Consider the following 21,856-nt stretch of genomic DNA (forward strand, 5'->3'; position numbering starts at 1 on the left):
CTGTACACTTTTTCTCGGCCGGTCGGAAGAACGACAAAAGACCGGGCATGGTGGGTGTAGCTCAGTTGGTAGAGCACCTGGTTGTGGTCCAGGTGGCCGCGGGTTCAAGTCCCGTCACTCACCCTGATCGATCAAGGTCCGGTCTGCGAAAGCAGGCCGGGCCTTCTTCGTTTCCCGGCGCGGCCCCGAGCGCGCTCCCGATCGTGACATCACGAAACAGCCACACCCCCCTCACGTCGCCCACACATGGGCGCATGATGCGCTGAGAACGCTCGATCGCAGGGGGGACCCATGAGCAACACCATGCCGCCACCGCCGCCGATGTATCCGCCGCAGCCCCCTCCGCCGAGGCGCGGGCCGAGCAACGCGGTCGTCATCGGGTCGGCCGCCGCGGTCATCGCGGCCGTCGTCGCGACGGGCATCGTCGTCGTCAACAGCGGCGACGACGACAAGAAGCCGGAGAAGACCGCCGGTGCCGCCGCGTCCGCGAAGGCCGACGACGTCGTCGCGGACGAGGAGGAACCGGCCGAGGAGCCCGAGCCGGAGTCCGGCCCGGGGAGCGCCGCGGGGGAGGCGGCCGGGCTCAACGACACCGTGGAGTACGGGAACGACGTCCAGCTGAGCGTGTCGAAGTTCGCCCGGGGCACGTCCGGCCCGTACGGAGCGCCGGAGAACACCCCGTACGTCAAGTTCGCGGTGCAGGTGAAGAACAACGGCAAGTCGACCGTGGACACGTCGATGTTCACCACCAGCTGCTCGTACGGCAAGGACGGCAAGTCGAGTGAGTCGATCTACGACTCGGACCGGGGACTGAACGGCGGGCCCGACACGAAGCTGCTCGCGGGCCGTTCCATCACGGTGACGTGGGCGTGCAAGATGCCGAAGACCGAGAAGACGATCCAGATCGAGGTCTCGCCGGACATGGACATGGAGGCGGAGCCCGCGATCTTCACGGGCGACGTGAAGTAGCGGGGAGAGATCGGCGGGCCGTCAGTCGACTTCGGGCGCACGGCACCACGCGCCGACGCGGCTGTCGACCCAGCGGGCGCGGGGGTGCGTGCAGTCCGGGCCGACGGGGTGCCGGTCCAGGTAGACGTGGTGGGCCCGCACCGTCCCCATGTGGTGCTCGCACACGGAGGACGTCCTGATCTCGTCCGGTCCCTCGTGCTCCCACGCGATGTGCCACGCCCCCGCTGCCGTGCAGCGGACGGCGGTGCCGTCCGGGTGGTGGTCGACGACGCCGCAGCCGTCGCCGTCGCCAGGACCGCCGTACTCGGGAAAGTTCATGTGCCAGGTTCCTCGGCCGGGGAGGTTCAGGGGCCGTATCGCGCGCCCCGGTGGCGGCAGACGGAGCATACTGCCGGCGTGGGATCCGATCCGCAGAGCAGTCCCCCGGCCCGGAACGACCGGGAGCGTCACGTCGCCGCCCGGGAGATCACGGTCGACGGCCGGGAGCGTGCCCTGCGGGCCCGGGTGCGGCGCCTGCGGCAGCAGTCCGCGATGGCCCTCGACGCCCTGTCCGCCGCGCAGGACAGGCTCGCCCATGACCATGAAGAGCACCGCAGGCCGCAGCGTGCGGCCCAGGAGATCGACGACGGGCAGACCACGGGGTAGGGCGGCGACCCGGCTCAGAAAGAGGACCGCCCACCAGCTGCGTCGGGAGGCACCAGCAGCCCCACACCGAGCCGGTCCGCCGGCGGACGAGGGGCAGGCCACGGGGCGGGCGCCACCGCGCTCAGGAAGAGGCCCGCTCCACCAGCTGCGTCGGGAGCACCAGCTGGCGCCGCTCCAGGCGGCGGGCGGCGGCCGGGCGGCTGTCCGCGATCTCGGCGAGAAGGAGGTCGATCATCGCGCGCCCCATCTCCTCGATGGGCTGGCGCACGCTCGTCAGCGGGGGGTCCATGTGGCGGGCGATCGCCGAGTCGTCGAAGCCGACGAGCGCCACGTCGTCGGGTATGCGGCGCCCCGCCTCGCGCAGCGCCTGGCGGGCGCCCGCCGCCATCACGTCGGAGCCGGCGAACACGGCGTCGATGCCGGGGCGGGCGGCGAGCAGCTCCCGCATCGCGCGGTGGCCGCCCTCCTCGGTGAAGTCCCCTGGCGCGATCAACTGCTCGTCGACCTCGCGGCCCGCGTCCCGCAGGGCGGCGCGATAGCCGTCCAGGCGGCGTTGTGCTCCGTACACGTCGAGACGGCCCGTGATGGTGGCTATGGCGGTGCGGCCGCGGGCCAGGAGGTGTTCCACGGCCGAGCAGGCTCCGGCGTAGTTGTCGGAGTCGACGGAGGGCAGGGCCTCCTCGGCGGAGCGGCGGCCGCTGATGACGGCGGGGATCTCCAGCTGGGAGAGCAGGTCCGGCAGCGGGTCGTCGGCGTGGACGGAGACGAGGAGGACGCCGTCGACGCGGTGGGCGGCGAGGTACTGGGCCAGGCGCTGGCGCCTGCGGTCGTTGCCCGCGAAGATCAGCAGCAGCTGCATCTCGGTCTCGCTGAGCTCGGCGCCGACGCCGCGCAGGACGTCGGAGAAGTACGGCTCGGCGAAGAAGCGGGTCTCGGGCTCGGGGACGACCAGTGCGATGGCGTCCGTGCGGTTGGCGGCAAGCGCGCGGGCCGCGGTGTTCGGCACGTACCCGAGCTCGGCCACGGCGGCCTCGACGGCGGTCCTGGTCGCCTCGCTCACCCGCGGCGAACCGTTGATCACGCGGGAGACCGTGCCCCGGCCGACCCCCGCCCGCGCCGCCACCTCTTCCAGAGTGGGCCGTCCGCCGCTGCGGCCGCGTGCCGCGTGAGCTGCCATAGTCCGCCTCCCGTCACACTTCCCCCGGCGAGGAATGTAACAGCCCGATCTTCACCGGGGCCGCGGGCCGATTCCGCGGACGGACCGCGGGCGTCCCGTAACGGCCCGATAACCGAAGACATAACTCCCTGTCCGGTCCCTTGACACCCCCGGCGCGAGCCACGAGTCTTCAACTCATCACGTGTGGGAGCGCTCCCACACTACCTGACACGTACACATCCCGCACGTTCCCCGCCCGAGCCGCAGAGTGAACCAACGGGCCCAGCAGTGCAGTTGGCCGGGGGGTCGGCACGTCAGGCAACAGGAGGACGTCATGCGCAGCAGCACTTTCCGCCGGTCCCGCAGGTCCCGTCGGCTCGTCGCGTACGCGGCCACGGCCGCGCTGGCCACGAGCCTGCTCGCCGCTTGTTCGAGCGACGACGAAGGCGGCTCGGCGGGCGACGGCAAGATCACGCTCAACGTCGGCACGTTCGGCGTGCTGGGCCTGAAGCAGGCCGGTCTGTACGACGAGTACGAGAAGTCGCACCCGAACATCACGATCAAAGAGAACGTGATCGAGCGGAACGACGCCTATTACCCGAAGCTGCTCACCCAGCTGCAGTCCGGCGCGGGCGTCAACGACGTCGCGGCCATAGAGGTCAGCAACATCACCGAGGTCGTCCAGACCCAGGGCGCCAAGTTCGAGGACCTCGGCAAGGCCGAGGGCGTGGAGAAGTCGACGTACCTCGACTGGAAGTGGGAGCAGGCCACGACCGAGGACGGCAAGACGATCGGCCTCGGCGTCGACATCGGCCCGACCGCGCTCTGCTACCGCAAGGACCTCTTCGAGAAGGCCGGGCTCCCCACCGACCGCGAGAAGCTCGCGAAGGAGTGGGCGGGCGACTGGGACAAGTACGTCGCGCTCGGCAAGAAGTACATGGAGAAGGCGCCCAAGGGCACCAAGTTCGTCGACTCCGCCTCCAGCGTCTACAACGCCGTCTTCGCCGGTGCCACCGAGCGGTACTACGACAAGAGCGGCAAGGAGATCTACGAGGACAGCCAGGGCCGCAAGGACGCCTGGGACGCGGCGATGAAGGTCGCGCAGGGCGACATGTCCGCCAAGCTCAAGCAGTTCGACCCGACGTGGGACCAGGGGTTCGCCAACGCCAAGTTCGCCACCGTGGCCTGCCCCGCCTGGATGGCCGGGTACATCCAGGAGAAGACGGGCCCGGAGGGCAAGGGCCAGTGGGACATGGCGAAGGCCCCGGCGGACGGCAACTGGGGCGGCACGTTCCTCGGTGTGCCGAGCGCGGGCAAGCACAAGAAGGAGGCGACCGAGCTCGCCGTCTGGCTGACGCAGCCCGAGCAGCTCGCGAAGGTCTTCGCCAAGCAGGCGAGCTTCCCGTCGACCCCGTCGGCGTACGACACGCTGAAGCCGTCGGCGGCCACCAAGGCGTACTTCAACGACGCGCCCATCACGGAGATCTTCGCCGAGATCGCGAAGAACACCCCTTCGGCGGTCTACGGCATCAAGGACGCCCAGATCGGCCAGTCCATCACGGACATCGGTGTGCTCCAGGTGGAGCAGCAGGGCAAGTCTCCCGATGAGGGCTGGGAGGCGGCCCAGAAGGAGATCAAGGACGTTCTGGGACAGTGACCCCCATGTCCGACACCGCTGAGTACGCCGAGACCGCGTCCCCCGGCAAGGGGGACGCGGCCCCGGCCGCGACCGGGAGCAAGACCTCCCGCACGCCGTCGCCGTGGCGCAGCCGCCTGTACCGCTGGGACATCAAGGCGTCGCCGTACGTCTTCGTCGCGCCCTTCTTCCTCTTCTTCGGCGCCTTCGGCCTCTTCCCGCTCCTCTACACCGGCTGGGCCTCGCTGCACCGCCTGGAGCTCACCAACCTCGACGACAGCACCTGGCTCGGCCTGGACAACTACACCAACCTGCTGCAGAGCGACTACTTCTGGAACGCGCTCGGCAACACCTTCACCATCGGTGTCATCTCCACCGTCCCCCAGCTGGCCATCGCGCTCGGCATCGCGCACCTGCTCAACTACAAGCTGCGCGGCTCCACCCTGTGGCGGGTCGCGATGCTCGCCCCGTACGCGACGTCCGTGGCGAGCGCCTCGCTGGTCTTCACGCTGCTGTTCGCGTGGGACGGCGGCATGGTCAACTGGCTGATCGGCTCGGTCGGCATCGATCCCGTCAACTGGCGTGAGTCGTCGTGGGGTTCGCAGTTCGCCGTGTCGTCGATCGTCATCTGGCGGTGGACCGGGTACAACGCGCTGATCTATCTGGCGGCGATGCAGGCCGTGCCGCACGACCTGTACGAGTCGGCCGCGCTGGACGGCGCCTCGCGCTGGCAGCAGTTCCGGCACGTGACGATCCCGATGCTGCGGCCGACGATCCTGTTCACGGTCGTCGTCTCCACCATCGGCGCGACGCAGCTCTTCGGCGAGCCGCTGCTGTTCGGCGGCACGGCCGGGTCCAAGGGCGGCGCCGACCACCAGTTCCAGACCCTGGGGCTCTACCTGTACGACCAGGGCTGGATCAACGGCCACCTGGGGCGCGCGTCGGCCGTCGCCTGGCTGATGCTCGTGATCCTGCTGCTCATCGCCGCGGTCAACATGCTGATCGCCCGACGCCTGAGGAAGGACCGATGAAGACGCGCACGGTGGGGCCGGAGGGCAAGGCGCGTCCCCTCGGCCGGAAGGCCGGCCGGACGATGCACGCGGGACCGTTCACGTACGTGGTCCTCGCACTGTTCACGGCGGTCTCGCTGGCGCCCCTGATCTGGACCGCCGTCGCGGCCTCGCGCACGAGCGGGCGTCTCGCGCAGACACCGCCGCCGCTGTGGTTCGGCGGCAACCTGTTCAAGAACCTCGAACGGGCGTGGACGGAGGCGAGCCTCGGCGACGCGATGCTGAACACCACGATCGTGGCGGGCAGCATCACCATCGGCACGGTCCTGTTCTCCACCGTCGCCGGATTCGCCTTCGCCAAGCTGAAGTTCAGGTTCAGCGGCGCGCTGCTCCTGCTGACCATCGGCACGATGATGGTGCCGCCGCAGCTCAGCGTCGTACCCCTGTATTTGTGGGTCGCGGACCTCCAGTGGACCAACCAGCTCCAGGCCGTCATCCTGCCGACGTTCGTGAGCGCCTTCGGTGTCTTCTTCATGCGGCAGTACCTGCTGCAGGCCCTGCCCGGCGAGCTCATCGAGGCGGCGCGGATGGACGGGGCGAGCAGCCTGCGGATCATCTGGCACGTGGTGTTCCCGGCGGCGCGGCCCGCGATGGCCGTCCTCGGGCTGCTCACGTTCGTCATGGCGTGGAACGACTTCCTGTGGCCGATCATCGCGCTGAACCAGTCGAACCCGACGGTGCAGGTGGCGCTCAACTCCCTCGGCACGGGGTACATCCCCGACCGGGCCGTCATCATGGCGGGCGCGCTGCTCGGCACGCTGCCGCTGCTGCTCGCGTTCATCCTGTTCGGCAAGCAGATCGTGAGCGGCATCATGCAGGGCGCGGTCAAGGGCTGATCACCCGGGAGGCCTCCGGGGGCCGACAGGCTCCCGGACTCTCCCCGGCCCCCTTCTCCTACGTACGTCTCTTCCCCTACCCATGGGAGCGCTTCCATGCCTGAACCCATTACGTTTCCGGCCGACTTCCTCTGGGGGGCGGCCACCTCCGCGTACCAGATCGAGGGCGCCGTGCGCGAGGACGGCCGCACGCCCTCCATCTGGGACACCTTCAGCCACACCCCGGGCCGCACCGCGGGCGGCGACACCGGCGACGTCGCCGTCGAGCACTACCACCGCTACCGCGACGACGTGGCGCTCATGGCGGAGCTCGGCCTGAACGCCTACCGGTTCTCCGTCTCCTGGTCCCGTGTGCAGCCCACCGGGCGCGGCCCCGCCGTCCAGCGCGGCCTCGACTTCTACCGGCGTCTGGTCGACGAGCTGCTCGCCAGGGACATCAAGCCCGCCCTGACCCTCTACCACTGGGACCTGCCGCAGGAGCTGGAGGACGCGGGCGGCTGGCCGGCGCGCGAGACCGCGTACCGGTTCGCGGAGTACGCGGGCATCGTCGGCGAGGCGCTCGGCGACCGCGTCTCCTCCTGGATCACGCTCAACGAGCCCTGGTGCAGCGCCTTCCTGGGGTACGGCTCCGGCGTCCACGCCCCCGGCCGCACCGACCCGGCCGCCGCCCTGCACGCCGCCCACCACCTGAACCTCGCGCACGGCCTGGGCACGCAGGCGCTGCGCGCCGCCCTGCCGGCCCGCGCGCAGATCGCGGTGAGCCTCAACTCCGCCGTGGTCAGGGCGGTCTCGGACGACCCACGGGACCAGGACGCGCGGCGGCGCATCGACCACCTCGCCAACGGCGTCTTCCACGGGCCGATGCTGCACGGCGCCTACCCCGATGGCCTGTTCACGGACACGGCACGGGTCACCGACTGGTCCTGCGTGCGCGAGGGCGACCTGGCCGTCGCGCACCAGCCGCTGGACGCGCTGGGCCTCAACTACTACACGCCCTCGCTGGTGTCGGCCGCACCGGAAGGGCCGGGCAGCCGGCGCGCCGACGGCCACGGGGCGAGCGACCACTCCCCCTGGCCGGGCTCCGACGACGTCGCCTTCCATCAGACGCCGGGCGAGCGCACCGAGATGGGCTGGACCATCGACCCGGGCGGACTGCACGAGCTGATCATGCGGTACACGCGCGAGGCGCCGGGGCTCCCGCTGTACATCACGGAGAACGGTGCGGCGTACGACGACAAGCCCGACCCGGAGGGCCGCGTCCACGACCCGGAGCGCATCGCCTACCTGCACAAACACCTGGCGGCGGTCCGCCGGGCCATCGCCGACGGCGCGGACGTCCGCGGCTACTACCTCTGGTCGCTCATGGACAACTTCGAGTGGTCCTACGGCTACGGCAAGCGCTTCGGCGCGGTGTACGTCGACTACGACACGCAGGTCCGCACGCCGAAGTCGAGTGCCCACTGGTACGCGGCGGTCGCGGGCGCCGGGGAGCTGCCGTCGGAGCTCGTCATGGACTGACCTGCTGGTACGCGGCGAACGCCTTCGTGAACTCCAGCGGCTGCTGCTCGATTGACGAGCACGTCGGCTGCGCGGAGCCGGAGGCGCCGCCCTCGCAGGCCTTGTCGCGGGTCGAGGACCACATCGACAGCCAGGCCAGGTCCTTCTCCTGGGCGAACTTCACCAGTTCGGCGGCGTCGTCGGTCTTGAAGACCTCTGTCGTCACGTCGTTGACGCCGATCATGGGGGTGACGGCGACGGCCTGCCAGGCCGCCTTGTCGGAGAGGCCGAGGGCCGTCTTGATCTGCTTCTGCGTGGCGGTGGCGGCCTGGACGGCGTATTCGCCCATGTCGCCGCTGTAGGAGGGGCCGTAGTCCATGGCCATGATGTTGACCGCGTCGACGCGCACGCCGTTCTTCTTGGCGTCGGCGAGGAGGTCGACGCCGGGCTGCGTCAGCCCTTCGGGCATGACGGGCAGCGTGAACGACACGTCCAGGTCCGGGTGCTCCTTCTGGAGCCGCGCTATGGCCTGGGAGCGGCGCGTGTTGGCCGCGGTGTCGGGGAGTGCGGCGCCCTCGATGTCGAAGTCGACCTTGGTCAGGTCGTACGCGTCGACGACCTTGCCGTAGGCCTCGGTGAGGGCGTCGGCGCTGTCGCACCTGAGGCCGAGTTCGGAGCCCGCGGCGCCGCCGAAGGAGACCCGGACGTCACCGCCCTTGGCGCGCAGTCCGTCGATCTGCGCGGCCACCTTGTCGTCACCGAGGCCGGTGGCGCCGCCCCAGAGCGGCTCGCAGCCGCCGCCGGAGGTGACGAAGGCGAGGGTGAACTGCTTCACGCCGGTCTTCCGGGCGGTGTCGAGGAGGTCGTGGGCCGGGGCGAGGGAGGTGTCGACGAAGGGGGCGAACTTGGCGGGGGCGGGGGCCGCGGCTTCGGCGGGGCTGTCTGCCGCTTTCGTCGCCAGCGCCGTGCCGGAGAAGAGGTGGGCGCCGCCGCCGACGAGGGATGCGGCGACGAGTCCGCCGATGACCTTGGACCGGGTGCTCACCGTGCGCCGGTGCGTGCTGCTCATCGCGTTCCTGCCTTAGCTGTACGGGGGTGGGGGGCGTGGGGGTGTGTGGGGGTGCGATCAAGCTAGCCCCGCCGGAAACGACAAAACGGTTATCCGGGCGTCGAGTTGAGGATCTTAGGGTGCGCTTAAGGGAGGGATGGGGGCCGATTAAGGGCTCGGGCACGCCGACGACGGCGTCGGCGCACGACAGGCGGCCCGGGGCCATCCCGGAGAACCTGGGGACATGACTCGTACGCACCGTAGAGCGCTGATCACAGGAATCGTTCTCCTCGCGACGCTGCCCGCCTGCCCGTCGCCCTCGTGGGCGGCGCCCGCCGAGTGGCGCCCCCGCCCGGCCGACCTGGTGGAAGAGGTCAACCGGCAGCGGGCCGCAGCCGGCTGTCGGCCCGTGCGGCTGCGGGTCTCCCTCACCCGGGCCGCTCAGCGGCACAGCGCCGACATGTCACGTCACAGGCGCCTCAGTCACACCGGGTCCGACGGCAGCCGGCCGCCCGGCCGCATGCGGGCCGCCGGGTTCCGGGCGGGCCCCACCGGCGAAGTCATCGCGTCGGGGCCGGACACGGCGCGCGCCGCCGTGCGGACGTGGCTGCGCAGCCCGTCCCACCGGACCGTCGTCCTCACCTGCCGTTACACCGACGCGGGCGTCGGCGTGGCGCGGGGCCCCGGCGGCCCGTGGTGGACGCTGGACCTGGCCGCACGCCGCTGAGGCCACCGGAAGCAGTGGCTCAGGTCGCGCCGGCCGGGCGCTTGCGGCGGCGTACCGCGGGGCCGCGGTGGCCCCGGCGGCCCTCACCGGGGCGGCGGGCGTCCAGCTGTATCCAGAGGCGGACCTCCGTGCCGCCGAGGACGGAGCTGCCGATGCGGAGGTCGCCGCCCGTGGACTCGGCGAGGCGGCGCACGATGTCGAGGCCGAGGCCCGTGGAGCCGTCCTCGCCGGAGCCCGCGCCGCGGGCGAGCGCGGCCTCGGGGTCGGCGATGCCGGGGCCCGCGTCGGAGACGAGCACGATCACGGCGTCCTCGCCGTTGTGGACGTCCACCGAGAACGCCGTGCCCTCCGGGGTGTGCCGGAAGACGTTGCCGAGCAGCGCGTCGAGGGCGGCGACCAGTTCGGTGCGGGCCACGGGGATGCGGACCGGGCGTTCGACACCCGCGACCCGGACCTCGCGGCCCTCGTCCTCGGCGAGCGCCGACCAGAAGGCCATCCGCTCCCGGATGACCTCGGCGGCGTCGCAGCCCGCGCCGGGGCCTGCCGTCGCCGTCTGCGGTTTGGCGTCGCGGGCGGTGCGGATGATGGTGTCGACCTCGCGCTCCAGCGTCTCGACGGCGGTACGCGTCTGCTCGGCCGCCGGGCCCTCGCCGAGCGAGGCCGCGTTGAGCCTCAGCACCGTCAGCGGGGTGCGCAGGCGGTGGGAGAGGTCGGCGGCGAGCTCGCGTTCGTTGGCGAGGAGCTGGACGACCTGGTCGGCCATCGAGTTGAACGCGACGGCGGCGAGGCGCAGTTCGGTGGGCCCCTCCTCGGGCACGCGTGCCCCCAGCTTTCCCTCACCGAGGTCGTGCGCGGCGCCCACCAGGCGTTTTGCGGGCTGCACCATGCGTACGCCGAGACGGTCCGCGACCGCCACCGACCCGATGATCAGCGCGATGCCGACGCCCGCGAGCACCACCCACGCGGTGGTCACGCCGTTGCTGACCTCGGCCTCGGGGACGTAGATCTCCACGACGGCCGTGCCGGAGCTGAGCGCGGTCGGCTGGAGCACGACGAAGCCGCCGGGAACCCCGGTGGTCCTGGCCCGGCCCTCCTTGCGGGTGGCCTCGACCGCGCGCGCCCCGGCCCGGGGGTCGCCGACCTCGAACGCCTCGGCGTCCCCGACGGCAGGCACGTACACGGCCATCCGCCCGTCGCCGCCCGCCTCCGACGAGGCGACGGCCCGGGTGAGCTCCTCACGGTCGGTGGTGATGGAGAGCGTGGGGCCCATGCCGGCGCCGTGGCGTTCCGCGTTCGAGATGGCGCGGTCCCGCGCCATCTCCTTGACGACGAGTCCGAGCGGTACCGCGAAGGCCACCACGACCATCGTGGTGACGGCCAGGCAGACCTTGACCAGGGCCCATCTCACAGCTGTGGCTCCGGCACCGGCGGCTCCAGCTTCACGCCGACGCCGCGCAGCGTGTGCAGGTAGCGCGGACGGGCGGCCGTTTCGCCCAGTTTCCTGCGCAGCCACGACAGATGTACGTCGATGGTCTGGTCGTCGCCGTAGCTCTGCTGCCAGACCTCGGCGAGCAGTTCCTTGCGGGGTACGACGACACCGGGCCGCCCGGCGAGGAAGGCGAGCAGGTCGAACTCGCGCCGGGTCAGGTCGAGCCGCGCGCCGTCCAGCTCGGCCTGGCGCCGCAGCGGGTCGATGCTGAGTCCGCCGACCTGGAGGACGTTGCTCGGCGGCGCCTCGCCCGCCGTGGTGCGCGTGCGGCGCAGCACGGCGGCCATGCGGGCCGACAGGTGTTCCACGGAGAACGGCTTGGTGAGGTAGTCGTCGGCGCCGTCGTTGAGGAGCCGGACGATCTCCGCCTCGTCGTCCCGCGCGGTCGCGATGATCACGGGGACGTCCGTGATGCCGCGGAGCATCTTCAGCGCCTCCGACCCGTCGAGGTCGGGCAGGCCGAGATCCAGGATCACCACGTCGAAACGGAAATGGGCGACCTCCCGCAGCGCCTCCAGGGCGGTGCCGACGCTGCGCACGGTGTGCGCCGCCTCGGTCAGATGCCGGATGAGAGCGGAGCGTACGAACTGGTCATCCTCGACGACGAGCACACTTGCCATGGGCGGCACCGTACGCCATACGGCGGAACGTGGTCTTCCCCGGAAAGCGCCGGGGAGCGTGCGGTCCGGTGGGACAGGGGCGTACGGGGTGGTGCAGTATGGCCCGCGATGCACAGAGGACTCGTACACGCAATCGCCTGGTCGCTCGCCACGGGCGCGGCGGTCACGCTGTCCTGGTGGGGCGTCCACACGGTGATGGCGGGCACGGCGTACGACCCGCCGCGCGCCCTGCCGCTGGCCGCGGACGACGGCGGCCCGGACCGGGCGGAGCCGCTCGCCTCCTCGACGCACCGCGGCCCCGAGCCGTCACCGTCGAAGAAACCCACGAAGCCCCGGAACCCCCCGAAGCCGTCGAAAACCCCCACGGCATCCGGAACCCACTCCGCGAAGCCGCCCTCGCCCAGCCCCACGGACTCCGGTACCGGCACGGTGCGGAGCTACAGCACCCCGGGCGGCCGGGTCGTGTTCGACCTCGGCGAGGACTCGGCGACGCTGGTCTCGGCGACCCCGGCGACGGGCTGGTCGGTGCAGACGTGGAAGCAGGACAAGTGGATCCGCGTGGAGTTCACGGGCGGCGCGGCGCGGGTGTCGGTGTTCTGCACGTGGCACGACACGGCGCCGCGGGTGGAGGTCGACAAGTACTGAAGCCCGTCGTCACGTCCTGTCCGTCACCGGAAGACCGAAGGCGGCGGCGCGGGTGAGGCGACGGCCGCGGCGTCGGTGACGGCCGCGGCTCCCCCGCTGAAGTCGATGAGTCCCCGCCCGTGTTCGACCCGGCCGGGATGGGGGTCGCCGGCGCAGCGCCGGGTCAGTTCGGCGACGGGCAGCGCGCGGTCGGAGGCGAGCAGCACGGCGTTGCCGAAGCGTTTGCCGCGGAGCACGGCGGGGTCGGCGGCGAGGGCGAGTTCGGGGAAGAGCGCGGCGGCGGTCGCGAGCTGGCCGCGCAGGTGCGCGAGCGGCGGGCCGTCGGCGAGGTTGGCCACGTAGTACCCGCCGGGCTTCAGGGCCCTGCGGACGTCGGCGAGGAATTCGGTGCTGGTGAGGTGGGCGGGGGTGCGGGCCCCGCTGAAGACGTCGGCGATGACGAGGTCGGCCCAGCCGTCGGCGATCTTGGCGAGGCCTTCGCGGGCGTCGGTGCCGCGTACGCGGACGCGCGCCTGGGGGTCCAACGGCAGTTCACGGCGGACGAGTTGGACGAGGGCGGTGTCGCGCTCGACGATCTGCTGGGTGGAGCGGGGGCGCGTCGCGGCGACGTAGCGCGCGAGGGTGAAGGCGCCGCCGCCGAGGTGCAGGGCGTGGACGGGCTTGCCGGGCGGGGCGACGAGGTCGGCGATGTGCCCGATCCTGCGCTGGTACTCGAAGTCGAGGTGTGCGGGGTCGTCGAGGTCGACGTGCGACTGCGGCGCGCCGTCGACGAGCAGCGTCCAGGCATGCGCCCTGTCCCGGTCCGGTATGAGCTCGGCGAGCCCGCCGTCGACTTCCTCGACCACGGCTTCCCGCGCCTCACGGGCCCGCTTGTTCCTTGCCATCAGCCCATTATCGACGCAGGGCGGCGGCGGGGCCCGCCGTGGGGGGCCCGCCGTGGGGGTCAGCGGCAGCTGTCCGCCGCTTCGATCGTGCGCGCGGCCTGGCCCAGTGCCGCGCGGAGGACGGCCGGGTCGGTCACCGGGTCGTTCTCGCCGTCCGGGGGGAGGAGCCAGCCCGTGCCCGCGACCGGCGGGTCGGGGACGACGGGCCCGGCGGGTCCCGGTTCCGGGGCCGTGTACACGCTCATCCCGTGCCCGAACGTCTGCGTGCACGCGCTGCCCGGCAGGTCCCAGCCGTCGGCGGTGCCGGGCGGCACGAGGAAGCCGAGGGTGTCGCAGCCCCCGTCGTGCAGGACCGGCCCGATCGTTTCGGCCGCGGCACGGCGCAGGATGTCGACCGCTTCGAGGCCCTGCCTGGCCGGGACGGTGACCAGGTCGCAGCACTCGTCGTCGCAGGGCTCCGCGCCGGGGGGCGGGGCGCTGCCGTCCGGGGTGGGCCAATGCCGTGCCGTCGTGTGGGATGCCAAGGAAACCCCTCCTCGCCCGTGCGGCAGCCGCCCTGCTCCCGCTCGTCATGGTTCAACGCGCCGGGACGTCAACAGGCACTGCGGCGCGCCGCCGCAAAGGATGGCAGTTCATGGCGGATCGCGGGTGAGATATCCGTTTTGTAGCCAAACCCTGCGTGGCGGACCCGGCACAGCGGGTACGTTCATGCTCCGCCGGAACAGGGGCAGGCCCGCGAGATCCCGTGCGCGGGCACGGAGTCCAGTGCGCGAGCGTGCACGATCCGGCACGACCGCACGAGAGGGTCCGGCCATGGCGTCGTCACCGATGACATCGTCAACTCAGTCCAAACGACCGAACCTTGCCTTCCGGCAGCTCCGCGGACAGCTCTCGCCCGGCGAGTTCGCCGCGGCGGTCCGGCGGGCCGCCCGCGAGATCGGCGAGCGGGTCAGCTGCGACGCGCGCTACGTAGGGCGCGTGGAGGCAGGCGAGATCCGCTGCCCCAACTACGCCTACGAGCGTGTGTTCCTGCACATGTTCCCGGGCCGGACCCTCGCGGACCTGGGGTTCGCCCCCCGCGCACAAGTGCGCGGAAGAGCGGCGCGCTCGCGCACCGAGCCCGAGGCCCAGCAGACCCCTTACGCGGTCCAGACCCACGAGGAGAGCGACGTGCGGCGTCGCGCGTTCATGACCGGCTCGACGGCCGCCGTCGCCGCGGCCCTGGGGCCCATCGGCCTCACACTCGGCGACCCCGCGGAGGCCGCCGACCGGCGCGGCAGACGGATCGGCGAGACAGAGGTCCACGCGGTCGAGGAGGCCGTACGCCGGATCAGGCTGCTCGACGACCGGCACGGCGCCGACGGGCTCTACCGGCGCGCCGCCGCCCCGCTGCGCACCGCCTACACCCTGCTCGACGCGGGGACCACGGTGCGGCAGACCACCTCGGACCGGCTGCACGCGGGCGCGGGTGAACTGGCGATCACCGTCGGCTGGCTCGCGCACGACTCGGGCCGCTTCGACGACGCCCGTTCGCACTACGCCGAGGCCCTGGCGACCGCCCGCGTCTACGGCGACGCGGCCCTGGAGGCGCACGCCTTCTGCAACACGGCGTTCCTTGCGCGCGACGCGGGCCGCCCCAGGGAGGCGGTGCGGGCCGCGCAGGCGGCCGGCCGCGCCGCCCGGCACCTCGGCTCGCACCGGCTCAGCTCCCTCATCGCGCTGCGCGAGGCGGGCGGCTGGGCCGGGCTCGGCGACCGCGCGGGCTGCGAGCAGGCGCTGTCCCGCGCCCACGGCCTCTTCGACCGGGGCGCCGGGGACGACGATCCGGAGTGGATGAGCTTCTTCGGCCCGGCCGAGCTGGCAGGCCTGGAGGCGCAGTGCTGGTCGGCGCTCGGCGAGTGGGCGCGGGCCGTGGGACACGCCCGGCTCGCCGCGTCCGTCGCGGCCTCGCAGACCCCGCAGTTCACGCGGAACATCGCGCTCTACACCGCGGAGCTCGCCGACGACCTGGCGCGCTCGGGCCGCCCCGACGAGGCGGCCGACGCGGGCCTTCGGGTCCTCGCGCTCCTCGGCGAGGTGCAGTCCTCACGCATCCAGGCGATGCTCGCCACCACGGCACGGCTGCTCCTGCCGCACCGCAGCGACGCGGGGGTGAGCGAGTTCCTGGAGGGGCACGCCGTCCTGTCGCGCACGGCATGACCCGTTCAGTCCTGGGTCAGGTGACCCGTCTCGTTCCACGCCTCGATGGCGGGTTCTCCGTAGGCCCAGCCCAGGACCGAGAGGGACGTCGGGTTGAGGCGGATGCGGGCGGCGAACTCGATCCCGAGGCCGAGCCAGCGCGCGCCGATGACCCGCAGGATGTGGCCGTGCGCGAAGACCAGCACGTCGCGGTCGGCGCTCCTGGCCCACTCCACGACCTCGTCCGCGCGCGCGGCGACCTGCGCCAGCGTCTCGCCCTCGGGCACACCGTCGCGCCAGATGAACCAGCCGGGGCGGACCGCCTGGATGTCGGCGGGGGTCATCCCGTCGTACGCCCCGTAGTCGAACTCCATGAGCGCGTCCCACGGGGTGGCGCGGTCGCCGAAGCCGGCGATCTCGCAGGTCTCCCGCGCGCGGGAGAGCGGACTCGTGCGCACCTCGACATCCGGGAGGCCGTCGTAGGGCGCGCGGTGCAGCCGCTCGCCGAGGAGCTTCGCGCCGCGCCGGCCCTCTTCGAGGAGGGGGATGTCGGTCCTGCCGGTGTGCTTCCCGGACAGCGACCACTCCGTCTGTCCGTGCCGGGCCAGCAGGATGCGGGGTGCCATGGGGATCTCTCCAAGTCGTACACATGCCGTTCCGGCCGCGAGCGCCGGTGACACTTTTGATGCTTTTTACGGACAGGGGGCGACTGCCCCCTCCATCATCACCCACCCGCGGCAGCCCACCGGCCCTGCCTGGCAACCCGGTCGCCGATCTCTGCGTCTAAGACGACCGGGGGATGCCTCGACCACCCTGGCGTGCGCCGTAAAGTGAGGCCGCGGTATACGCCGCATGAACAGAGACGATGGGGGACCCACCGGATGCCGAAGACCGACGTGCCGGGCACTGCGGGCATAACCGGGCACCGGCTCCGCTGGTGGACCGAGCTGCCGCTGATCGTGCTGGTGTACGCCGCGTACTCCGCCGGCCGGCTGATCGTGCGGGGCGATGTGGCCAGCGCGATCGACCACGGTGTGGGGATCCTCAAGACCGAGCAGTTCCTGCGTCTCAACGCGGAGAGCCCGCTGAACCGCCTCTTCACCGCCAACGCCTGGATCGGTGTCCCCGCGGACTTCTGGTACGCCTCGCTGCACTACCTCGTCACGCCCGCCGTGCTCGTCTGGCTGTTCCGCAGCCGCGCGGTCCACTACCGGGCCGCACGCGCGTGGCTGATGATCTCCACCATGATCGGCCTCGTCGGCTTCACGCTCCTGCCGACCTGCCCGCCCCGGCTGCTGAGCGAGGGGTACGGCTTCGTCGACACCATGGCGCAGTACAGCGACTTCGGCTGGTGGGGCGGCGAGGCGAGCGCGCCGCGCGGGCTCGGCGGGATGACCAACCAGTACGCGGCGATGCCGAGCCTGCACGTCGGGTGGGCGCTGTGGTGCGGCGTGATGCTGTGGCGGTGCGGGCGTTCGCCGCTCACCAGGGCGGCCGCCGTCGGCTACCCGCTGATCACCACGATCGTGGTCATGGGCACCGCCAACCACTACTTCTTCGACGCGCTCGCGGGTGCCGCCGTGATGGGCGTCGGGTTCCTGCTCGTGCGGCCCGTGCAGCGGCTCACGGAGCCCGTGATGGACCGTCTGCGGGCGCGTTTCCTGCGGAGCCCCGAGGTCTCGTCCGCCACAGAGTCCTCGATTGTCGGTGCCGGATGCCAGACTTCGGCAGGTGAGCGAATTCCCCGACAGCGCAAGCAGAGTGCCCCCCAGGGCGCCGAGTCGAGTGCCCGCCCAGCCGAGGCAGGACGCCCGGCCGACGTCTCCGGGGACGGCGCTCCGGCACCGGCTCACTGAGCTGCGCGGCGCCGACCTGCCGCCGCGGCCGTTGGACGCCCGTGCGCTGGCCGCACTCGCGGCCAATCCGGGGTGCAGACGCCGTGCGCTGCTCGACGGCGCGGGCGTGGACAAGACGGCGCTCGCGGAATCCCTTGGCTCGCCCTCCGGCTTCGGGCAGTCCCAGTTCGCGTTCATGCGGGGCAACGCCTTCGAGGCGCGGGTCAAGGCGGACGGCGGCGCCGAGCTGCTGCGCCTGACGCACGGCACGCTGGGCGGCGGTCCCGAGCCCGTGCCGGGCGAGGCCGCCGTGCCCGACCTGTCGGCTGCGGGCCCCGAGGGGCGTGCCGCGCGGACCGCGCTCGCGCTGCGGGAGGCGAGCGCGGCGGGCGGCTGGACGCTCCTGGACCACCCGATGCTGGTGCTGGACGTCGCGGGGACGCCCGCGTTCCTGGAGCCGGACGCGGTGGTCGTCCATCCGGACGGCGGCTGGACGGTCGTCGAGATCAAGTCCTTCCCGATGATCGACGGCTCGGCGGACGCGGCGAAGGTCGGCGGGGCGGCGCGGCAGTCCGCGGTGTACGCACTGGCGCTCGAGCGGGTCGCCGCGCGCATGGACCCGGCGCCCCCGGTCCGCCACCACGTGCTCCTCGTCTGCCCGAAGGACTTCTCCAACCTGCCGACGGCGTCCGCGGTAGACGTCCGCAAGCAGTTGTCGGTGACCCGCCGCCAGCTGGCCCGCCTCACCCGTGTCGAGGACATCGCGGCGGAGCTCCCCGAGGGCACGACGTTCGACGTGCGGCGCCCCGCGGCGGAGCTGACGGCGGCGGTCGAGTCGGTTCCCGCGACGTACGCGCCCGAGTGCCTTGCCGCCTGCGAGCTGGCCTTCCACTGCCGGGCGCGGGCCCGCCAGGAGGGCGAGGTGACCTCCCTGGGGCGTGCGATCCGCGGCGAGCTGGGCGGTCTGACGTCCATCGGCGACGTCCTGGCCGCCGCCCGCGGGGAGGCGGGCGACCCGGACGACCCGGCGGTGGCGACCCTGCGCAGGGCGGCGGGGCTGCGGCGGGAGGCGCTCGCGGGCGTGGGCTCCCCGGGCGGCGGGGCGACCCTTCAGGATGTGCTGACGGAAGAGGGGCAACCGTGTCGCTGATCGACAACCTCGCCCGGCTGGAGGCGGTCACCACGGGCCGCGCCCAGCCGCGCGCGACCGTGCGGCACCGGCACATCTCGCAGCGCCCCCTGGTGCTCGTCCCCCTCACCACCGCCGGTGAGGCGGGTGCGCCGCTCGGCGCGCTCGTCGGGACGGAGCGGACCTCCCCGCGGCTCCTCGTCGTGCCCCAGCCCCGCGACCGCGACCTGCGCTTCGTGTTCCTCGCGCAGCTCGCCGAGATCGTCCTGCCGTACGTGGAGGCGTACGGCGAGGATGTCGAGGCCGCCGAGCGCAACGAGACCGACCCGGAGACGGGCAAGCGCGTCAAGGTCGAGGTCGAGCTGTGCGCGGACGCCCCGCAGCTGATCGTGCCGAGCCGCGCGGGCATCGACTTCGTGCGGCTCCTCGGCCGCTCCACGCGCTTCCGCCGCACCGCCGAGCAGGACCCCGAGGCGCCGCACCCCGCGCCGCCCCGCGTCCCCCTCCTCGGCCGCTGGCTGACACACTTCGGTGAGCGGGCCCGCGTTCCCGGCTCCTCCCTGCTCACCGCCATGACCGAGCTGCTCTCCCGGCACTGGGCGACGGGCCAGTCCAGCCTGGAGGACCAGCACCTGGGGGCCCTGCTCGCCTGGATCGAGGCCCCGGAGGGCACGTCCGGCGCCGAGGCCGCGCTCCGCGCCGAGCTGGCCCGCGACGCGGCCGGACAGCTGCTGTGCCCGCCCGCGGGACCGGCCACGGACCCGGCGTTCGACAACGACCTGCTGGCCCCCGCCATGGAGCGGTACGACCGCGCGCGCAGCGCCCTCGCCGCCGCCGAGGACGGCGTGCAGGCCGACGAGCGGCTGGCGCAGCTGACCGCCGCCGAGCGGGAGATCCACGCCCTCATCGAGAGCAGAACCCGCCCCACCTGGGACGCGGTGTGGCGCGGCCTGGACGTCCTGTGCACGCTCCCCGAGGCGCCGCACGCCGCCGACCGGTGGACCCGCGACCGCTGGTCGTTCACCGCCCACCGCGACCGCATCACGGCCGGTGAGCCGCCGCAGCCGCGCGTCGACGACGCGGTGACGGCGGCCAACAAACTGGCCACGCGCGAGCGCGAACAGGCCCGTCTGGACGCCCAGGAGGCCCTCGACGACCCGCTGGTCATGGCGGGCCGCCGCCTCGCCGGGGAGGCCTTCGTCGGCGAGGTGACGGAGGTCGTCATGGCGTACAGCGAGGCAAAGAGCCCACGGCCGCGCCCGCTCGTCACCGTCCGCACGGACGACCACCCGCACCTCGGCGAGCGCACGAAGGTGTACCGCGCGCTGGGCGGCAAGCCGCAGACCGCCGAGTTCGTGGCGTACGCGGGCGGGAGCGAGGGCGGCGGCACCGGCAAGGACACCGTCGTGCTGCGCATCACCGACAAGATGGGTCGCGGCAAGGAGCCCGAGCCGGGGTCCGTGCCCGGCAAGGGCGATCGGATCTGCTGGACGCTCTTCGAGCACGAGCAGCGCGGCGGCCCGAAGCTGCCCGACCCCGAGGAGACGCCGTGGACGCACGGCGGGCCGCCGTCGGCCACCGCAGAGAGCCCCGACCCCGTGACCGCGGAGGACACCCTGTGATGCAGCTCGCCCCGCCCGCGGGCGCCTCCTTCGACCCCGGCGCCGAGGCCGCGCGCGCCACGGAGGCGATCCTCCACGACACGCTGCACGGCACGCACCGCGGCGTCGTGGTCGACTCGCCGCCCGGCGCGGGCAAGTCGACGCTCGTGGTCCGCGCGGCGCGTGAGCTGGCCGCGGCGGGCCGCCCGCTGATGGTCATCGCGCAGACGAACGCGCAGGTCGACGACCTCGTCCTGCGGCTCGCGGAGAAGGACCCCGAGCTTCCCGTGGGCCGACTGCACAGCAGCGACCCCGATCCGTACGACAAGGCGCTCGACGACCTGGCGAACGTCCGCAAGTCCACGAAGGCGGGGGATCTCGCCGGTCTGGACGTCGTCATCTCCACCGCCGCGAAGTGGGCGCACGTCAAGGCCGACCAGCTCGACGCGCCGTGGGGGCACGCGATCGTCGACGAGGCCTACCAGATGCGGTCGGACGCGCTGCTCGCCGTGGCGGGTCTGTTCGAGCGGGCGCTGTTCGTGGGCGACCCCGGGCAGTTGGACCCGTTCTCGATCGTCGGCGCGGAACAATGGGCGGGGCTCTCGTACGATCCGTCGGCCTCCGCGGTGGCGACGCTCCTCGCCCACAACCCCGACCTGCCGCAGCACCGCCTGCCGGTGTCCTGGCGGCTGCCCGCGTCGGCCGCGCCCTTGGTCTCGGACGCGTTCTACCCGTACACGCCGTTCCGCAGTGGCACGGGGCCCGGGGACCGCGCCCTCCGCTTCGCGGTGGAGTCGGACGGTTCGGGCGCCGACCGGGTGATCGACGAGGCGGCGGAGTCCGGCTGGGGCCTGCTCGAACTCCCGGCGCGCAACACGCCGCGCACGGACCCGGAGGCGGTCCGGGCGCTGGCCCAGGTGGTCCGCCGCCTCCTGGACCGCGGCGGTGCGGCGACGTCGGAGCGCGACCCCGACCCCACCCCGCTCACCGCGGACCGGATCGCGGTGGGCACGGCCCACCGCGACCAGGCGGCGGCGGTGCGGGCCGCGCTGGCGGACGTCGGCGTCCTGGACGTCACGGTGGACACGGCGAACCGCCTCCAAGGCCGCGAGTACGACGTGACGGTGGTCCTGCACCCGCTCTCGGGCCGCCCCGACGCGACGGCGTTCCACCTGGAGACGGGCCGCCTCTGCGTCCTGGCGTCCCGGCACCGTCACGCGTGCATCGTGGTCTGCCGGGCAGGCGTCAGCGCCCTGCTCGACGACCACCCGTCGACGGAACCGGTCCAGCTGGGCGTCACGGTGAAATTCCCCGACGGCTGGGAAGCGAACCACGCGGTCCTGTCCCGCTTGTCGGAACACCGTGTGCCGTGGCAGCCCCATTAGGGGCGGCGGTGCGGTGGGCTTTCCGGGGCGCGGGGCGACGGAGTCCCCCGTCGCCCCCTTGTGCGGCAAGGGACAATAGGAGACGGCCCACGTACGAGGAGGAACAGACATGGCGGAGCCCGAGCGGCCCCGGACCGAGCAGCGCATGCGCCCCGCGCCCCTGCTCTTCGAACCCGCGGAGGCCGGCGCCGACCCGGAGCACTTCTTCGACCTGGAGTCGATAGAGGACCCGCGGGAGCTGCTCGACCGCGCCACCGAGCTGACGCAGGCGTTCCGCGCCGCCACGGACCGGTCCGTCGAGTTCCAGGCCATCGCGGCCGCCCAGCTCGCCGACCCCCGCCGCTTCGACCGGCTGACGCCCGCGCTGATCGCGGAGCGCGCCGAGTGGACCGAGGACTACGCGAAGAAGATGGTCGAGTTCGGCCGGGGCCTGCTGCGGGGCGGCGCCGAGCACCCGTAGGCCCCGGAAACGGAGGGGTCGCCTGGCATATGCCGAGGGGGCAAGG

The 21,856-nt window shown here is 72.7% G+C and carries 22 protein-coding genes and 1 tRNA gene; 15 read left to right on the forward strand and 8 right to left on the reverse strand.

Going from position 1 to position 21,856, the window contains the following annotated elements; translation table 11 throughout:
• The first annotated feature begins 50 nt into the window (after positions 1 to 50).
• Positions 51 to 123, forward strand: a tRNA-His gene (locus tag DEJ47_RS13725).
• 168 nt (positions 124 to 291) lie between these two features.
• The gene (locus tag DEJ47_RS13730; RefSeq protein ID WP_150168198.1) at positions 292 to 969 is read left to right on the forward strand and encodes a DUF4352 domain-containing protein; all 678 of its coding nucleotides are present in this window, start codon (positions 292 to 294) and stop codon (positions 967 to 969) included.
• A gap of 21 nt (positions 970 to 990) precedes the next feature.
• Here the strand turns inward: DEJ47_RS13730 and DEJ47_RS13735 are convergent, their stop codons facing one another.
• A complete protein-coding gene (locus DEJ47_RS13735) occupies positions 991 to 1,287 on the reverse strand; it encodes a hypothetical protein (protein WP_150168200.1) in 297 nt (98 codons plus the stop codon).
• Positions 1,288 to 1,365: 78 nt separating this feature from the next.
• Between DEJ47_RS13735 and DEJ47_RS13740 the strand changes: the two genes are divergently transcribed.
• Positions 1,366 to 1,614: a hypothetical protein gene (locus DEJ47_RS13740; RefSeq protein ID WP_150168202.1), complete on the forward strand. Its 249-nt coding sequence runs from the start codon at positions 1,366 to 1,368 to the stop codon at positions 1,612 to 1,614.
• Positions 1,615 to 1,735: 121 nt separating this feature from the next.
• Here DEJ47_RS13740 and DEJ47_RS13745 read toward each other — a convergent pair whose 3' ends face one another.
• Positions 1,736 to 2,791 carry a LacI family DNA-binding transcriptional regulator gene (locus DEJ47_RS13745; protein ID WP_150168204.1) on the reverse strand — a complete coding sequence of 352 codons (1,056 nt, stop codon included), beginning with the start codon at positions 2,789 to 2,791 and terminating at the stop codon, positions 1,736 to 1,738.
• Between the two features lie 313 nt (positions 2,792 to 3,104).
• Here DEJ47_RS13745 and DEJ47_RS13750 point away from each other — a divergent pair, with 313 nt between their 5' ends.
• The 4 genes from DEJ47_RS13750 (at position 3,105) to DEJ47_RS13765 (ending at position 7,830) form a co-directional block, all read left to right on the forward strand.
• Positions 3,105 to 4,427 carry an ABC transporter substrate-binding protein gene (locus tag DEJ47_RS13750; protein ID WP_150168205.1) on the forward strand — a complete coding sequence of 441 codons (1,323 nt, stop codon included), beginning with the start codon at positions 3,105 to 3,107 and terminating at the stop codon, positions 4,425 to 4,427.
• Between the two features lie 5 nt (positions 4,428 to 4,432).
• Positions 4,433 to 5,437, forward strand: a complete 1,005-nt coding sequence (locus DEJ47_RS13755; protein ID WP_150168207.1) for a carbohydrate ABC transporter permease — start codon at positions 4,433 to 4,435, stop codon at positions 5,435 to 5,437.
• A complete protein-coding gene (locus tag DEJ47_RS13760) occupies positions 5,434 to 6,312 on the forward strand; it encodes a carbohydrate ABC transporter permease (RefSeq protein ID WP_150168209.1) in 879 nt (292 codons plus the stop codon). The genes DEJ47_RS13755 and DEJ47_RS13760 overlap by 4 nt, the downstream gene beginning before the upstream one ends.
• Positions 6,313 to 6,408: 96 nt before the next feature.
• On the forward strand, positions 6,409 to 7,830 hold the full coding sequence (locus DEJ47_RS13765) for a GH1 family beta-glucosidase (RefSeq protein ID WP_150168211.1): 1,422 nt from the start codon (positions 6,409 to 6,411) through the stop codon (positions 7,828 to 7,830).
• Here DEJ47_RS13765 and DEJ47_RS13770 read toward each other — a convergent pair.
• Complete coding sequence (locus DEJ47_RS13770; protein WP_150168213.1) at positions 7,820 to 8,878, reverse strand: chitinase; 1,059 nt, start codon at positions 8,876 to 8,878, stop codon at positions 7,820 to 7,822. The genes DEJ47_RS13765 and DEJ47_RS13770 overlap by 11 nt on opposite strands.
• Positions 8,879 to 9,101: 223 nt before the next feature.
• Here DEJ47_RS13770 and DEJ47_RS13775 point away from each other — a divergent pair, with 223 nt between their 5' ends.
• On the forward strand, positions 9,102 to 9,584 hold the full coding sequence (locus DEJ47_RS13775; RefSeq protein ID WP_150168215.1) for a CAP domain-containing protein: 483 nt from the start codon (positions 9,102 to 9,104) through the stop codon (positions 9,582 to 9,584).
• 19 nt (positions 9,585 to 9,603) lie between these two features.
• Here the strand turns inward: DEJ47_RS13775 and DEJ47_RS13780 are convergent, their stop codons facing one another.
• Together DEJ47_RS13780 and DEJ47_RS13785 are read right to left on the reverse strand one after the other, a co-directional pair.
• Positions 9,604 to 10,992 (reverse strand): sensor histidine kinase, encoded by a 1,389-nt coding sequence (locus tag DEJ47_RS13780; RefSeq protein ID WP_150168217.1) that lies wholly within the window; start codon positions 10,990 to 10,992, stop codon positions 9,604 to 9,606.
• Positions 10,989 to 11,693 (reverse strand): response regulator transcription factor, encoded by a 705-nt coding sequence (locus DEJ47_RS13785; RefSeq protein ID WP_150168219.1) that lies wholly within the window; start codon positions 11,691 to 11,693, stop codon positions 10,989 to 10,991. The genes DEJ47_RS13780 and DEJ47_RS13785 overlap by 4 nt, the downstream gene beginning before the upstream one ends.
• A gap of 108 nt (positions 11,694 to 11,801) precedes the next feature.
• Between DEJ47_RS13785 and DEJ47_RS13790 the strand changes: the two genes are divergently transcribed.
• Positions 11,802 to 12,338: a hypothetical protein gene (locus tag DEJ47_RS13790; RefSeq protein ID WP_150168221.1), complete on the forward strand. Its 537-nt coding sequence runs from the start codon at positions 11,802 to 11,804 to the stop codon at positions 12,336 to 12,338.
• A 23-nt stretch (positions 12,339 to 12,361) separates the two neighbouring features.
• On the opposite strand, the gene DEJ47_RS13795 is transcribed toward DEJ47_RS13790, so the two are convergent.
• Both DEJ47_RS13795 and DEJ47_RS13800 read right to left on the reverse strand, forming a co-directional pair.
• Positions 12,362 to 13,222 (reverse strand): spermidine synthase, encoded by an 861-nt coding sequence (locus tag DEJ47_RS13795; protein WP_150168223.1) that lies wholly within the window; start codon positions 13,220 to 13,222, stop codon positions 12,362 to 12,364.
• A 59-nt stretch (positions 13,223 to 13,281) separates the two neighbouring features.
• Positions 13,282 to 13,746, reverse strand: coding sequence for a hypothetical protein (locus DEJ47_RS13800; protein ID WP_190415402.1), 465 nt, complete (start codon positions 13,744 to 13,746; stop codon positions 13,282 to 13,284).
• Between the two features lie 289 nt (positions 13,747 to 14,035).
• Here DEJ47_RS13800 and DEJ47_RS13805 point away from each other — a divergent pair, with 289 nt between their 5' ends.
• A complete protein-coding gene (locus DEJ47_RS13805; protein ID WP_150168226.1) occupies positions 14,036 to 15,421 on the forward strand; it encodes a hypothetical protein in 1,386 nt (461 codons plus the stop codon).
• Positions 15,422 to 15,426: 5 nt separating this feature from the next.
• On the opposite strand, the gene DEJ47_RS13810 is transcribed toward DEJ47_RS13805, so the two are convergent.
• The gene (locus DEJ47_RS13810; protein WP_150168228.1) at positions 15,427 to 16,026 is read right to left on the reverse strand and encodes a histidine phosphatase family protein; all 600 of its coding nucleotides are present in this window, start codon (positions 16,024 to 16,026) and stop codon (positions 15,427 to 15,429) included.
• Between the two features lie 255 nt (positions 16,027 to 16,281).
• Here DEJ47_RS13810 and DEJ47_RS13815 point away from each other — a divergent pair, with 255 nt between their 5' ends.
• The 5 genes from DEJ47_RS13815 (at position 16,282) to DEJ47_RS13835 (ending at position 21,810) form a co-directional block, all read left to right on the forward strand.
• Positions 16,282 to 17,256 carry a phosphatase PAP2 family protein gene (locus DEJ47_RS13815; protein WP_150168230.1) on the forward strand — a complete coding sequence of 325 codons (975 nt, stop codon included), beginning with the start codon at positions 16,282 to 16,284 and terminating at the stop codon, positions 17,254 to 17,256.
• Positions 17,186 to 18,385 (forward strand): hypothetical protein, encoded by a 1,200-nt coding sequence (locus DEJ47_RS13820; RefSeq protein WP_150168232.1) that lies wholly within the window; start codon positions 17,186 to 17,188, stop codon positions 18,383 to 18,385. Before DEJ47_RS13815 ends, DEJ47_RS13820 begins: the two co-directional genes overlap by 71 nt.
• On the forward strand, positions 18,376 to 19,986 hold the full coding sequence (locus DEJ47_RS13825; protein WP_150168234.1) for a hypothetical protein: 1,611 nt from the start codon (positions 18,376 to 18,378) through the stop codon (positions 19,984 to 19,986). Before DEJ47_RS13820 ends, DEJ47_RS13825 begins: the two co-directional genes overlap by 10 nt.
• A complete protein-coding gene (locus DEJ47_RS13830) occupies positions 19,986 to 21,350 on the forward strand; it encodes an AAA domain-containing protein (RefSeq protein ID WP_150168236.1) in 1,365 nt (454 codons plus the stop codon). Before DEJ47_RS13825 ends, DEJ47_RS13830 begins: the two co-directional genes overlap by 1 nt.
• Positions 21,351 to 21,459: 109 nt before the next feature.
• Positions 21,460 to 21,810 carry a hypothetical protein gene (locus DEJ47_RS13835; protein WP_150168238.1) on the forward strand — a complete coding sequence of 117 codons (351 nt, stop codon included), beginning with the start codon at positions 21,460 to 21,462 and terminating at the stop codon, positions 21,808 to 21,810.
• The last annotated feature ends 46 nt before the right edge of the window (positions 21,811 to 21,856 follow it).

Origin of the sequence: Streptomyces venezuelae, assembly GCF_008642355.1 — a bacterium.
Taxonomy (GTDB): Bacteria; Actinomycetota; Actinomycetes; order Streptomycetales; family Streptomycetaceae; genus Streptomyces; species Streptomyces venezuelae_B.

What these genes read in the sequence shown, in the direction of transcription:
- DEJ47_RS13735 (WP_150168200.1), bottom strand. Translation starts at nt 1,287, where the DNA reads ATGAACTTTCCCGAGTACGGCGGTCCTGGCGACGGCGACGGCTGCGGC.
- DEJ47_RS13765 (WP_150168211.1), top strand. Translation starts at nt 6,409, where the DNA reads ATGCCTGAACCCATTACGTTTCCGGCCGACTTCCTCTGGGGGGCGGCC.
- DEJ47_RS13750 (WP_150168205.1), top strand. Translation starts at nt 3,105, where the DNA reads ATGCGCAGCAGCACTTTCCGCCGGTCCCGCAGGTCCCGTCGGCTCGTC.
- DEJ47_RS13785 (WP_150168219.1), bottom strand. Translation starts at nt 11,693, where the DNA reads ATGGCAAGTGTGCTCGTCGTCGAGGATGACCAGTTCGTACGCTCCGCT.
- DEJ47_RS13775 (WP_150168215.1), top strand. Translation starts at nt 9,102, where the DNA reads ATGACTCGTACGCACCGTAGAGCGCTGATCACAGGAATCGTTCTCCTC.
- DEJ47_RS13790 (WP_150168221.1), top strand. Translation starts at nt 11,802, where the DNA reads ATGCACAGAGGACTCGTACACGCAATCGCCTGGTCGCTCGCCACGGGC.
- DEJ47_RS13830 (WP_150168236.1), top strand. Translation starts at nt 19,986, where the DNA reads ATGCAGCTCGCCCCGCCCGCGGGCGCCTCCTTCGACCCCGGCGCCGAG.
- DEJ47_RS13730 (WP_150168198.1), top strand. Translation starts at nt 292, where the DNA reads ATGAGCAACACCATGCCGCCACCGCCGCCGATGTATCCGCCGCAGCCC.
- DEJ47_RS13760 (WP_150168209.1), top strand. Translation starts at nt 5,434, where the DNA reads ATGAAGACGCGCACGGTGGGGCCGGAGGGCAAGGCGCGTCCCCTCGGC.
- DEJ47_RS13745 (WP_150168204.1), bottom strand. Translation starts at nt 2,791, where the DNA reads ATGGCAGCTCACGCGGCACGCGGCCGCAGCGGCGGACGGCCCACTCTG.
- DEJ47_RS13815 (WP_150168230.1), top strand. Translation starts at nt 16,282, where the DNA reads ATGCCGAAGACCGACGTGCCGGGCACTGCGGGCATAACCGGGCACCGG.
- DEJ47_RS13805 (WP_150168226.1), top strand. Translation starts at nt 14,036, where the DNA reads ATGGCGTCGTCACCGATGACATCGTCAACTCAGTCCAAACGACCGAAC.
- DEJ47_RS13755 (WP_150168207.1), top strand. Translation starts at nt 4,433, where the DNA reads ATGTCCGACACCGCTGAGTACGCCGAGACCGCGTCCCCCGGCAAGGGG.
- DEJ47_RS13795 (WP_150168223.1), bottom strand. Translation starts at nt 13,222, where the DNA reads ATGGCAAGGAACAAGCGGGCCCGTGAGGCGCGGGAAGCCGTGGTCGAG.
- DEJ47_RS13810 (WP_150168228.1), bottom strand. Translation starts at nt 16,026, where the DNA reads ATGGCACCCCGCATCCTGCTGGCCCGGCACGGACAGACGGAGTGGTCG.
- DEJ47_RS13835 (WP_150168238.1), top strand. Translation starts at nt 21,460, where the DNA reads ATGGCGGAGCCCGAGCGGCCCCGGACCGAGCAGCGCATGCGCCCCGCG.
- DEJ47_RS13770 (WP_150168213.1), bottom strand. Translation starts at nt 8,878, where the DNA reads ATGAGCAGCACGCACCGGCGCACGGTGAGCACCCGGTCCAAGGTCATC.